The following is a 12,806-nucleotide window of genomic DNA, read 5'->3' on the forward strand; positions in this document are numbered from 1 at the left end:
GGTGTGAGCTACCGGGCAGCGAGACAGTTAAGGCTTGACCACTTGCAGAGGCGGAAATTTATAACTGCCTTTCTGCACGTCTTTGCTAGGGCCGTACATACGCAAGATGATGTAGGCGTCCTTCTCAGGGATCGGCAAGTAATTAGGGTTGCTAGCGTCTCCTTTGGCAGCAAGCTCGATGGTGTACATCCCGTCAGCGTCCGGCTTCAAGGTGCGGTCGCCACGGCTATGACGGTTCAGTTCGTTATGGGCCATGAGTCGGTTGTCGGACCCATATACGGTGTATGACCAAAACTGGCTAGCGTCTGGAGCCTTGAAGTGCATACGGTACGTCTTGCCATTGGAGCCGTTGACTGGCTTGCCGTCGCTCCCCGTTTCCGATTTGAGGTAAGTGCTTTCCTCTGGCGGCAGGCCCCACTGGCCAAGGTATGTGCCTTCGGCGAACAGGTCACGTGCGCCATCGCCAAGCTGTTCACGGGTGCCCAGTAACTTGGTGGAGTCGGTCATTTTCGGCGCGAGTGCCTTGATGTGCTTCATGCCCAGTTCTTCGCCTTTTTTCGCAGCGGTGAGTTGATCCTGGGTGAAGTCTTCCTTGCACGGCTTGAGGCCGACAGAAGTGAACTGGTCCAGCCACATTTTATCAGCCTTGCCCATGTTGCCGTCGCAGAGCACGTAGTTGACTCGTTGTAGCCAGTTAGTCTTTTCCGGATCGGGGTAGGTTCGCTGTTTTTCTTTCGGTCCAGGCAGACCTAGGTAGGCCGAAAGCGTTCGCACGTTCCAGTCATCCATATAGTTGAGCGCTACCTTTTCATCCTTTGGCCCGGTGGCCATGATCCGCCCCATGAGCTTGATCAGGTTAGAGTCAACCCGTACCACCTCGTCCACACTGGGAGGTACTTCACCTTTCCAATCGGTAGCGGCGAACATGAAATTGCCGCCTTCGGTGCCACGGGTGCGCGAGCCGATCATCGATGTTGTGTAGTGACCCATGTCCATGGTGTGCAAGATCCAGTAGCGGCCCTTGTCCATGTTTGGCACGCTGATAATCACAGGTTCAGAGGCCACATCCAGCCAGCCCATGAGGTGTAGGGTGTCGTTGTTGATGGTCGGGTGATCCGTGTAGGTGTCATCGGCCAGGTGCCTGATGTTCTGGAAGCGATTCAGTGGGGTATCGGTCTTGACCGCCGTTTTATAAAAAAACTTGTAGGCCTCATCAATCGAGTAGGCGTAGATGTAGGCGTCTTGCGCAACCTTGTCCGGAATCTGGGCGAAGGCTGGAATCGCCAGTGAAAACAAGGTGGCGGCAAATATGGTTCTTTTCATGTGAACTTCCTGTAGTGCTTCATTAATCTTGTACTTAACGCATCCTGAGTGGTTCAGGAAACATACAGCTGCAGCCCGCACGGCTAGGTGTTGGGCGCAGCTTATAAGTAGGTGAGCCGCCCTTATTTGAGGTCGATCACTACTTTTTCGATTTCACCTTCGAACGGGAATGGGGGCTTGTAGGTGTTTACTACGGGCTGGGCGCTGTCTTCGCCGATGCCGAACGTATCAATACCAAAGCGACCTGCCACGGTTTTGTCGACACGACCTTCAGCGACTTTCTTGCCATTGAGCGAGATGGTTGTCATGCCGCCTTTGCCAGCACCGCCACCATCGTAGACAAAGTCGACCTTGAGTGTGGATTTGCCTGCTGGCAGTGGCTTGTCGCCTTTGATTATGTAGCGATTTTCTTCAAACCAGTTGTAATGGAATACCGGCACACCTTTATCGAGGTAGATCGAAATGCCTGCTGCGACACCCCCGAAGGCCATGATCACGCCACTTGTTTTCGCACCTTCGGTTTTAATGTCTGCAGTTAAAGTCCAGGAGCGGTTTTTCATCTGTGGTGCTGCGGTTTCTGGCAAATGAGTTGCCCCAGCATAGTAGGTGTACTGCTTGGCTTTAGGGTCCGAGCCGGGTACACCAGGCTTAGGCACGGCCAGGCGGGCAGCGCCACGGTCGTCCAATGGATAGACGTTGTATTTGGTTGCCAATTCGTCAAACTTCTTCTTCATTTCCTCTACTTTTTCAGGCATCTGCGCAGCTAAGTCGTTAGCTTCGCTGAAGTCTTCGTCGAGGTTATAAAGCTCCCATTTGTCCTTGTCCCAATTGCCTGGAGCAAGGTCTTGGCGCCAAGGCAGAGTGTGCTGCGCATCAGCTTTCCAGCCATTGGAGTAAACCGAACGGTTGGACAAGACCTCGAAGTATTGCTCGTCACGAGGCGATGGAGCCTTGGCGTCGGTAAATGCACTGAGAAACGATGCACCGGCAAGAGGCTTTTGCTCAACACCGTTTACCTTGGTCGGCATTGGCAGGTGTGCTGCTTCAAGAATGGTCGGCACTATGTCGACCAAGTGCAGAAACTGGTCGCGGGGATGCGAGTCTGGCTTGATCTTGGCCGGCCATGAAACCACCATTGGGTTGCGTGTGCCGCCGAGGTGCGAGGCCACCTGTTTAACCCACTGAAACGGCGTGTTGCCTGCCCACGCCCAGCCTACGGGATAATGTGGCTCAGTATTAGGGCCGCCGATTTCATCGTAACGCTTGAGGGTTTCCTCAATGGTGGTTGGCTGTCCATTGAGCGCCTTGATCTCGTTTACAGTGCCGTCCGGGCCACCTTCTGCCGAAGCGCCGTTATCACCTGCGATGTAAATCACCATGGTGTTGTCGGCATCAGGCAGTTGCTTGATCGAATCCAACAGGCGGCCAATTTCGTGGTCGGCGAAGGCAAAGAAACCGGCGTAGTTTTCCATCAGGCGGGTATAGAGTTTTTTCTGATCAGCAGACAATGAGTCCCATGCCGGCACCCATTCAGGCCGTGGCGTAAGTTTTGTGCCTTTAGGGATGATGCCCATATCAAGCTGTTGCTGGTAAACCACCTCGCGGTATTTGTCCCAGCCCATGTCGAACTTGCCCTTGAACTTGTCGCGCCACTCTTTGGATACCTGGTGCGGGGCATGCATGGCGCCGGGGGCAAAGTACATAAAGAACGGCTTGTTGGGCGCAATGCTTTTGGAGTAGCGCACACGGGCAATGGCTCGATCCGTTATGTCAGTCATGAAGTGGTAACCCTCTTCAGGTGACTTGTCCGGATTTACAGCTTTGGTGTTCTCGAAAATAGTCGGGTAGTACTGGTTGGTTTCACCGGCGTTGAAACCGAAGAAGTATTCAAAACCCAAGCCGGTTGGCCAACGGTCAAAAGGACCGGCAACCGAGCTTTCCCAGTCTGGTGTGTTGTGGTTTTTGCCGAACCAAGAGGTGCTGTAGCCGTTGTCCTTGAGAACCTCACCAATGGTCGCTGTGTCACGCTGGATCATGGTGCTGTAGTTAGGTAGGCCTGTCGCCCACTCCATCAAGAAACCATTACCTGCATCGTGATGATTGCGCCCGGTAAGCAAGGCTGCGCGTGATGGGCCACAGATAGCCGTGGTATGGAATCGGTTGAACTTCAAACCTTCGGAAGCCAGCTTGTCCAGGTTCGGTGTCGGGATCAAACCGCCAAAGGTGCTGGTCTGACCAAAACCGACGTCGTCGAGCAGCACCACCAGCACATTGGGGGCGCCCTCTGGGGCTGTTGGTACCTGTTGCCAGTCATCCTTGGTTTGGGTGTAGTCCTTGCCAATTTTACCTTTGAAGGGGGATAGCGAAATGGGTAGAACGCTACGATCTGGCCAGTCGGCCACCTCCGCCGCCATCGATAGCACAGGGGCTGCCAGCAATATAGCCACGGCAGGTAGGTTCCAGATTCTCATTGCACAATTCCTTTTATTCAGGGGTTGGATTGGTCGTGGAATGCCTAATCTCGAATGGGGTGTCAGTGGTTGCATGACACTAGCTATGCGTCATGAGTAGGCATTCTTACTTGGGGAACAACAAAACAAAGTTGAGGCGAAAAGCCAGACCCTCGGGACCCGACTCAGTGCTTTGCGCCCAATAACGCAGGCCAGCACCGTACTGGATCATTTGCCCAGCAATTTTGCTGACCTTGTTAATTTGAAAGTTGATAGGGATGGCACCTTCATTACCTTTCCAGTCGTACGTCGCTTCCGTATTGACGGTATAGGTCACGCCATTGGGTGTTCCGTAAACCAGGAAGGGTTGCAATAGCGTGCTGCTCACATCGGTGCGGTCATCTTCGCCGGCAACACTGGAGATATGGTTGGTCAGCGCGCCGAAGGTCCAGGGGCCTGACTGCTTTAGGGCCACGGCGGTAGGCCCAATGCCCCATTTATCAGCCGTGAGCAAGTCATCGGAACCTGTGGGCAAGAGAAACGCCGGGCCAACACCCCAGATCCAGCCGTTGGATGTTGGCGCCTTGGGTGAGAGGAACAGGCTCTGTACCACATCGCCAGTACCGCTTTGGTTACCAGCCCCAGGTGCGATATCGGTTTGGTCGATTATCGGCAAAATAGTCCGGGAGATAAGGTTCCAGTCTTCACTGATATCCATCGGGATGACCGGTTGGATATTCAAGGTGTGGCGGCTGCCTTTATCATCCGGGCCGATGTTTTCATCGTAGTTGTACTGGAAGGGCACGCTGATCAATGCCGCGACAGGGTTGGCCAGTTGCTTGGCCAACTCTGCGCTGCTTTTTTCCGCCGCGTAAGTACTGCTGCCGAATGACATGACCGATGACACTGCCAATACGCTTGCCGGTGCGAGTTTATTGTTCATCAACTTCATTCCCTGCACATCATTGAATGAGTGCATGCCCTTAGGCAGGCACGAATTCAAGCATAGACCGGCTAACTAGACTGACGCGGTAAATATGATGGAGGTCTGGCTTCTGGCAACTCGCACGCATGCGCAACGCTACACATTGGCTGAAGCCATGAAACGCCTGGCAAAGATCGCATTCAACAGGCGTTTTTAGGTGGTGTTTTGCGCAGCTCAGGACTTGGTGTAGCTCGGCGCCGGGCTGCTGATGTAGCGGACATCTTCCGCGCCTGGCTGCTCCTTGATCGCTTGGTCAACCCAAGTCTTGATCAGGCCCGCGTCCATCATATTGATGTATTCGCCGGTTTCGGTGAAGTTGACGTTTGCGCCGAAAACAATCATGAAGGTATCAGTGTCTTCGGTGTTGTCGGCAGGGACATTCAATTGATGGATTGATCCACCTGGTTCGAACAGATAGCTGCCAGCAGTTTGCTTCTGGTCCGGGTACTCGGTGTAGTACCAGCAACCAGACATTGTGTAGAAGTGAACCACGCCGGTGTGGTAGTGGAGCGGCAGGGTTACACCTGGTTTGAACTTGACGCGCAGGCACCACACTCCGTTGTGTGTATCAAGAAACATTGGCGCAACGCTGATGCCGGGGTGCAGCAGGCCATCAAGGAAGGGCTGGGCGTTGCTTGAGATCGTGAGCAATTCGTCTTGATGGGTAAAGGTTTCTGGCAGGGCCATATCAGGTTCCTCGTTATTGTTTTGGCTTATCAACAGCTTCGGCTGTGATGGTTTGGCTAGAGGACGCAGTCAGCAGCATTGAGCCGAGCTTATGGAAATACCTCCAGCCATTGCTGCATCTTCATGTGCATAGCCTTGATTCTGGAACTTAATCAATTGCAAGTATTGGCATCAGCCGCCATATACTTGACAATTTGCGCCAGGTTTCTCAGCGCTGGTTCTCTCTGTGGTCCCCAGTAACTTGATGCCATTTGGTGCGCTGAAGCCCGCGCACGCTGCTGGCCGGTCAGACCATAAATTCAGTGCCAAGTGCACAGTTTGCAAGCCGGCTGATGGCTCCGCATCAGGTCTTTAATTGGTCTACGCTTGCGGTAAGTTGTACTCAAGCCCGCCCCTAGGATTTGAGCCGATCGGTTATTCCTTGCCTGAGGAGCACCGGTTTAGTTCGCTATTTGTTGTCGCTTTCGCTGTTGAATGATGTTCCCGCTCGCTTTTGTGCAGAGTCTTGAAACGCTCTTGCGTCAGCGCGATGGTGGGGGCCACAAAACTTGAGTAGTCCGCATGATGGAGAGTCAGTAATGCGCGTTGTAGGCAACTTCTGGATGGCTGTTTGCTGCTGTGTTCTGTGGTTAAGTTGGTTTTCTGTGGCCTCTGCTGAAGATGCCTCGCCGATGGTTGCCGAAGGTGTGCCCGCCGAGTTGAAAATTGCTAACAGAAGCATCGTTGTGTTGCGTGCAACGCTGCTTAGCGAGACACCTGAGCAACGTGTCAGGCGCGCACGCGCGATTGTTGATGAGGCACTGGATGGCAATGAAGCGTTAGAGGTCAGGATTGAGCCGATATTGAAGAGTTACGTCGTCCTGCTCGGGCAGCGGCGTGCCTTTATTATTTCCCCCGGCGACATTGATACCGCAGCTAGCTCCGCCCGTGAGACCGCCGAGATAGCCGCCGAAAGACTGCGCATTGTGGTGGCCGAGACGCAGCAAACGCGCAATGTGCATTTTATGCTTATGGCCGCAGGCTTGAGCCTGGTCGCTACATTGATCTACGTTGTGCTGCTGCGTGGCGTGAGCTGGGTCCGGCGTATGCTCGCCAGCCAGTTGCCTCGCCTGATGCAGCGTCACACCAGCGCTCTAAAAGTGGGTCACACGCCGCTGATCGATATCAAGAATATCTATTATGTGGTTGATCGTCTTCTGTGGCTCTTGTACTGGATGTTGGTGCTGCTGTTCAGCTATCAGTGGTTGAGCTTTGTGCTCTCGCGATTTCCTTATACCCGGCCATGGGGGGAGGGGCTCAACGTTTACCTGTACAACTTGGCCAAGTACGTTTTGCAGGGTGTTATAGATGCCTTGCCGGGTCTGGCCATCGCCGTTGCCATCTTCTTTATGGCACGCGGGATTATTGGTTTTACCCGTAGTTTGCTGATGCGCATGGCGCGCCCCGGAACCATCAGTTGGCTGAGCGGTGAAACGCTGCAGCCGACGATGCGACTCACCTCCATCGCGATCTGGCTGTTCGCCCTGGCCATGGCTTACCCGTATTTGCCGGGCGCCGGAACGGATGCATTCAAGGGGCTATCGGTGTTGGTCGGCTTGATGATCTCACTCGGCGCATCCAGTGTGGTCGGGCAAGCCGCGGCGGGGCTGATCCTCACTTATTCGCGGACTTTGCGTCCGGGCGAGTTCGTCAGTGTAGGCGGGCACGAAGGCACGGTTACCGAGCTTGGCATGTTCACCACCACTATTCGTACCGGGTTGGGTGAAGTGCTGACAATTCCCAACGCGATGATCACCAGCGGCGTGACCAAGAACTATTCACGCACTGTCGATGGCACGGGCTACGTGGTCGATACTGTGGTCACCATCGGTTATGACACGCCCTGGCGCCAGGTCGAAGCCATGCTGCTTGAAGCAGCCAAGCGCACCGATGGCATCGTTCAGGCGCCAGCGCCGCAAGTGTTCCAGACTGCGCTTTCAGACTTCTATCCAGAGTATCGTTTGGTCGCGCAGGCCATCCCCAGCGAGCCACGCCCGCGTGCGCAATTGCTCAGTGTGCTGCATGCCCATATTCAAGATGTATTCAATGAGTACGGTGTGGCAATCATGTCTCCGCATTACTTAAGTGATCCGCAAGATGCCAAGCTGGTGCCCCGTGAAAACTGGTATGCGGCTCCAGCTCAGGCACCAAGCGCTGCCTCGGATAAATAAAGCGCGGTGCAGGTGGCAAAAGCTGCGCGCAATAAAAATGGCGACAGAGATTAATCTGTCGCCATTGTTGTGCTGCCTTGCTGCTAAGGCGAGTACCCGGTTTGGATTCTCAGATACGGAACTGGCGCGCCAGCGAGCCCAAGCGGTCACCCAATCCTGACAAGTGGCGCGCAGTTTGAGCGCCTTGTTGGGTTTCATCTGCCACGTTGTCCACCGCCACTGCAATCTTGTGCACGCTGCGGTTGATCTCTTCGGCCACTGCGGTCTGCTCCTCGGCTGCGCTGGCGATCTGCGCGTTCATCGCATTGATGGTGCCGATCAGCTGTGCAATGGCATCCAGCGAGGTGCCCGCATGGTTGGCTTGCTCGCGGGTTACATCGCCAGCGTCACTGGAGCGTTGCATCGACGTGACGGCGTCCTGCGTGCCTTTCTGCAAACGATCGATCATGCCTTGAATTTCTTGGGTGCTCTGTTGCGTACGGCTGGCAAGCGCCCGGACTTCATCGGCAACCACGGCAAAGCCGCGACCCGCTTCACCGGCACGCGCGGCTTCGATAGCAGCGTTAAGGGCGAGCAGGTTGGTCTGTTCAGCAATTGAGCGGATCACATCAAGCACGCTGACAATCGAGGTCACGTCCTTTTGCAAGGTATCCAGCGACAAGCCGCTGTCGCGAATGTCCTGCACCAGGGTGTGGATACGCTCGATACTGCCGTCGACCACCTTCTTCGCGGCCTGGCCTTCGGTGTCGGTCTTTTGCGCGGCCTCTGCTGCACCTTGGGCACTTTGCGCAACCTCTTGCGCCGCTGCCGACATTTCGTTGATTGCGGTGGCAACCTGATCGGTCTCGTGGCGCTGGCGCTCCATGGCATCTTCCGAACGCTGGGCTTGTGCCGATACCTGGCCGACCAGCTCGGTCAACTGGCTGGTCACATCGACCATCTGGCTGACCATGCCGTGAATCTTCTCGATAAAACGGTTGAACGAGCCCGCCAGTTGGCCAAGCTCGTCGTCGCCATTGATGGGCAGGCGACGGGTCAAGTCACCTTCACCGGCGGCGATGTCATCGAGGTTGTTCTTGATCTGCTGTAGAGGGCGCAGGAAGGTGTTGCTCAGCACCACGCCGGCAATACCGAACACCACCAGCAATATAATGGCGACCACCACAATGCTGCTGATGATGGTGCTGATGCGTTGGTCAATCGCAACTTGCACCTTGGCTATTTGCGCCTCGACACCGTCCAGATTGATCGCCGTGCCCAGGGCCATGTCCCACTTTGGCAGGTAATAGCTGTAAGCCATTTTCGGCACCATTACCGAGTCGTCAGTCGGCAATGGCGAGCTGTAATTTACGTAGTAGGTGTTGTCCTTGGCGACTCGTACCAACTCGCGGTTGATGTACACGCCGTTGGAATCGCGACGGTCGCTCAAGTTCTTGCCGACATCCACCGGGCTGTCGCCGCGGAACAGGCGAACCACATTGGAGTCATGGCCGAAGAAGTAGCCGTCTTTGCCGTACTTGATCTTCGACAGAATGGCGATGGCTTGCTCGCGGCTGGCCATATCGCCTGGCGCTGCGTTGTCGTACAGCGCCTGCACCGAGCCCAGTGCGATTTGCGAGTAATTCTGCAACTCATTGCGGCTTTCCTGCAGCAGGCGCTCGCGCGTTTCTTTGAGTTCCTGGGTGGCCAGGCTCTGCAACACCCACGCGGCGGCGCCGCTGATGACCAAGGCGAACAGTAGTACAGGTATCAGTGCCAGCAGCACCACTTTGGTTTTCAGTTTAAGCAGCATTCGGTTAATCCTCGTACAGCGCCAAAGGGCAGATTACTAGCGCGTCGAATACCTTATCGGTCGACTAGCCGAAAGATTGAGTGTGAATTGCTGCGCGGGGATGAATCGTCATCATCCAGCAAGTTTCAGTCGGATCCTTGTTGCTGGCTTTATTTCAAAATGTGTCATTCGTTTGTAACCTTACCGACATAAGTTGGCAGGCCAATAGCTGTGGGCCTCGGCGCCACGGCTGGTTTTCCTTGTCGGACGCGATGATCAAGTTGGAATTACTATGACGGCCGGAGCTACTCGCGGGAAAGTGGTGATCAGGTCTGATGACATGAACGCTGATGATTTTATGCAGCTGTCCTCAATGATGTTTGGCACTGTCTATGCCAACTTACCCCGCCTGGACAAGCGCATTAATATCGCTGGCGTCTATGGCCGCTATGAAGGGGTCAGTTTTCGCCACATGATTTATCGCGGAAACTTCACGATCGAGTTGCCGCCGATCAATGATGAAATAACCTTTGTGCTGCCTATTGCGGGCAAGATCATGTTCAACCAGGCAAGCGACTTGCTCGGTGTGCCCAGTGTTGGCATCGCCATGGACAAAGCCGACCTGCGCTCAACACGCTTTATCGACAGCCATGAACAATATGGCTTTTCCATTCGCCGGGGCTTATTTGCCGAACGGCTTTCAACGCTCTTGGGCAAACCCATCCTGAACAGTGTCAGGTTCCAGCCGATGGTGGATTTGAGCCAGCCCGCGTTTGCGGGCGTCAGGTCATTGCTGCAGTTTGCCACCGGCGCCGATGCCGAAGTCTTGATTAACTCCAGTTCCCTGATGCCGATGCGTATTCAAGAGATGCTGGTGGATGCGGTGCTGGAGAGCTGGCCACACAATTACACTGACTGGCTGCAACGCAAGGGGCCGCTTATTGCACCGCGTCATGTGAAGTTGGCTGTTGAGTTTATTCAGGAGCACCCGCACGCGTCAGTCAGCGGCACTCAACTGGCTGAGCTGACCAATGTCAGCCTGCGCGCCCTGCAAGATGGCTTTCGCCGTTTTATGGGCACCTCAATTGCGGCCTACCAAAGGCAAGTACGTCTGGAGCGTGCCCACAGCGCTATTATCCAGGACCCGACCCGCTCAATCGCCGAGATTGCCCTGGGTCTGGGGTTTACCAACGTGGGGCGCTTTAGTCAGTATTTTCAGAATGCCTTTGGGCAAAGCCCGCTGGACGTGAAGAACGGTGTGCGTAGGCGTTAACTTCGCCGCACACTCTGCCTTTATTCGAGGCAGGGCATGCGGCGAGTTAGCCATTCAGAATTTAGAAGGCAATGCTGGCGTTGATCTGGCCGCTCAGGCCACTGCTGTCACCGCCAGACAGCACATTGAAATCGGCACCCAGGGTCAGCGCCTGGTGCGATGCGCTGATGTTCATCCCGGCTTTGATCATGTTGTCTGAATCGAAGGCCGAATCCTGATCAATGCCCAAGCCTAATACGCTGGCCGAGCTTTTAACCTTCGGATCATTGAGCATGTGCTCATAGCCCAGTTGCAAGCCGGGCGTCACGCGCCAATCAGCAACCAAGCGCGACTCGAAGCCAAGCTTCACCCCGGCAACCACGCTGTTCAGGCTCTGGTCGGTGCTGTCGACGTCCAGCGCAAGTTCGCTGCCTTTTTCCTTGAAACCGTCGAGCTGTACATGGCTGGTGCGCAAGCCAATTTCCGGCTCAATGATCATGGAACCCTGTGTCATGCGGTAACCCAGGCTGCCCTTGGCACCATAGAAGCTGCCATGGGTGTCGCCCTTCGCCGTCCCGAGGCCGCCACTGAGGTCGCGCTTGCTGCTGTAGTCGATGTAGCCTGCATCGAGTTGGACGTCCAGATAGGCGCCACTTTCGAGGCTGTCGAAGGCATAGCGACTGCCCGCGCTGATAAAGGTTGAGTCGGTCTTTGCATCGCTACTGGCACTGCCGATGGTGCCCTTGTTGTAGCCAAATGCGAGGTTGGCGCTGGTGCGCTCGTTGAAGCGGTGAACACCACCGACCACCGCACCCTTGGTGTGTTCGTTACTGCTGGCGGTGCCATGAGAACCGTCGGTGCCCAGGTAACCGGCGAGGCCCGTCATCCACAGCGAAGATTCACCAGCCTTGAGGTTGTTACCCGCAGCATAAGGGCTCAAGGCATCGTCTATCAGCGAGGCCTGCCGGAGCAAGTAGGCGCTGGCATCGGCATGTACCTGGCCGCCCACTTGAGATTCCAGCCCGCCCAGGCTGCCAGCATCAATAGCCGACTGCAGATAGAAGTTATAGGCGCTGTAGGTGCCTGCAAGGCGGGTGTCTTGCAGGTTATTGAGCAGGGCTGCACCTGCAGCAGCGTTGCCGCTGAAGTGTTCCTGACCCGGTAGCGTGGCGTAGCGAACCATCTTGCCGCGCAGCACATAAATGGTTTCCTGATCCAGACCAAGGCCTTCCTTGAGGTAGTTATCCATGCTGCCATAACTGCTTATGACCTGGTCCAGGCCCGCTTGCAGGAAGCTGGCCTGTACACCCAAAAGTGGCTCATAGGCGGCTGCCATCTCCGGAGAAATAGCGTTCAATTGATCCAAGGTCGCAGCGACACGTTCAGCTGTGTAGGCGTTGGTTGAAAGGTAATCGGCCATCACCGTTTCCTCATCAACCCCGGCCAGGCTTTGCAGAACTGCTGCTGTCCAACCGGTGCGATCCTTACCCGCCGTGCAGTGGAATATCGCTGCGTCCTCGCTGCTGGCTAGTGCGCGCATCAGCTTGCCAAACTCTGAGCGCACATTGGGGTTGGTGACGAACTCGCGCTCACCCGCTTCCATCATCGCAATGCTATCGGCCGCCGAGCTGAAGTTGATATCGGTAAAGGCCTGGCCAGTGACATTGAAGTTGGTGTAGCTGGCGCCTTCAGGCAGGAGGTCCGGCGCCGTTGCAATTTCACCGGGCGTGCGCAGGTCGAAAACATTGCTGATGTTCAGGGTGTTAAGGGTCGCAAGATCAGCCGGCGAAACCGTAAGTTGGTTTGACCGGTAAAACACGCCGCCGCGCATCACGCCATTGTTGCTTGTGGTGTAAGGCGTGTTATTGCCAGCGACATCGCGGAAGTTGTCAGCGCTTGCCAGTCTCGGTGTATTGAGAGGGGTTGTGCTGGCAGCCTGTGCGGCGGAAATGGACAAACTAAGAACGGACAGGGAAAACAGAATACGGTGAAACACTGAGTAGCCTCCTAAGGCATTGGCTTGCCCGGCTACTATCGGTACTCAGTTGTTAACTCATGTTACAGAAATTGTTTTGCGCAAAATGGCTGCGCGATCTGTCCTTTTGCTGCGCAAACTGTCTGTTTGGCA

Annotated in this window: 8 protein-coding genes; 2 read left to right on the plus strand and 6 right to left on the minus strand. The window is 55.3% G+C overall.

What is annotated here, in order from left to right:
• Window positions 1-27 precede the first annotated feature (27 nt).
• The 4 genes from AACY26_RS16150 to AACY26_RS16165 form a co-directional block, all read right to left on the minus strand.
• The gene (locus AACY26_RS16150; RefSeq protein WP_339515621.1) at window positions 28-1,323 is read right to left on the minus strand and encodes a DUF1254 domain-containing protein; all 1,296 of its coding nucleotides are present in this window, start codon (window positions 1,321-1,323) and stop codon (window positions 28-30) included.
• 122 nt (window positions 1,324-1,445) lie between these two features.
• A complete protein-coding gene (locus tag AACY26_RS16155; protein ID WP_339515622.1) occupies window positions 1,446-3,794 on the minus strand; it encodes a sulfatase-like hydrolase/transferase in 2,349 nt (782 codons plus the stop codon).
• A gap of 106 nt (window positions 3,795-3,900) precedes the next feature.
• Window positions 3,901-4,716: a transporter gene (locus tag AACY26_RS16160; RefSeq protein ID WP_339515623.1), complete on the minus strand. Its 816-nt coding sequence runs from the start codon at window positions 4,714-4,716 to the stop codon at window positions 3,901-3,903.
• Window positions 4,717-4,932: 216 nt separating this feature from the next.
• On the minus strand, window positions 4,933-5,445 hold the full coding sequence (locus tag AACY26_RS16165; protein ID WP_339515624.1) for a 2,4'-dihydroxyacetophenone dioxygenase family protein: 513 nt from the start codon (window positions 5,443-5,445) through the stop codon (window positions 4,933-4,935).
• A gap of 578 nt (window positions 5,446-6,023) precedes the next feature.
• On the opposite strand from AACY26_RS16165, the gene AACY26_RS16170 reads away from it, so the two are divergent.
• Window positions 6,024-7,655, plus strand: a complete 1,632-nt coding sequence (locus AACY26_RS16170) for a mechanosensitive ion channel family protein (RefSeq protein WP_445261315.1) — start codon at window positions 6,024-6,026, stop codon at window positions 7,653-7,655.
• Between the two features lie 109 nt (window positions 7,656-7,764).
• Here AACY26_RS16170 and AACY26_RS16175 read toward each other — a convergent pair whose 3' ends face one another.
• A complete protein-coding gene (locus AACY26_RS16175) occupies window positions 7,765-9,447 on the minus strand; it encodes a methyl-accepting chemotaxis protein (protein ID WP_339515625.1) in 1,683 nt (560 codons plus the stop codon).
• A gap of 319 nt (window positions 9,448-9,766) precedes the next feature.
• Between AACY26_RS16175 and AACY26_RS16180 the strand changes: the two genes are divergently transcribed.
• Complete coding sequence (locus AACY26_RS16180) at window positions 9,767-10,699, plus strand: AraC family transcriptional regulator (RefSeq protein WP_339515626.1); 933 nt, start codon at window positions 9,767-9,769, stop codon at window positions 10,697-10,699.
• Between the two features lie 61 nt (window positions 10,700-10,760).
• On the opposite strand, the gene AACY26_RS16185 is transcribed toward AACY26_RS16180, so the two are convergent.
• On the minus strand, window positions 10,761-12,674 hold the full coding sequence (locus tag AACY26_RS16185; RefSeq protein ID WP_339515627.1) for a tyrosine-protein phosphatase: 1,914 nt from the start codon (window positions 12,672-12,674) through the stop codon (window positions 10,761-10,763).
• Window positions 12,675-12,806: the final 132 nt, after the last annotated feature.

Origin of the sequence: Pseudomonas sp. RL_15y_Pfl2_60 (genome assembly GCF_963970595.1) — a bacterium.
Lineage (GTDB): Bacteria > Pseudomonadota > Gammaproteobacteria > Pseudomonadales > Pseudomonadaceae > Aquipseudomonas.